Annotated in this window: 1 protein-coding gene; it reads left to right on the top strand. The window is 63.6% G+C overall.

The features are described 5' to 3' along the window. On the top strand, positions 1–272 hold a 272-nt coding region (locus E5X34_RS32760), incomplete at both ends, for an NAD(P)H-dependent oxidoreductase (protein WP_292573387.1).

Consider the following 272-nt stretch of genomic DNA (forward strand, 5'->3'; position numbering starts at 1 on the left):
CACCCGCCCGTCGAAGACGCGCAGTTTCGTCGATCTCGTCGTCCAGGACATCGCCGCGCGCCATGGCCTGACGGGGCACACCTATGACATCGACGATGTCGGTCCGTCGCTAGGCGCAGCCAAATGGTCGCGCGATCTCGATGACCGGGGGCAGGCGATCCTGGCGCAGGTCATTGCAGCCGACGTGCTCGTGGTCGGCTCGCCGACCTACAAAGGAAGCTATACCGGGCTGTTCAAGCATTTCTTCGACCTGATCGATCCGTCGGCGCTGA

The sequence above is a fragment of the Mesorhizobium sp. genome, assembly GCF_004963255.1.
In the GTDB taxonomy this organism is placed as follows: domain Bacteria; phylum Pseudomonadota; class Alphaproteobacteria; order Rhizobiales; family Rhizobiaceae; genus Mesorhizobium.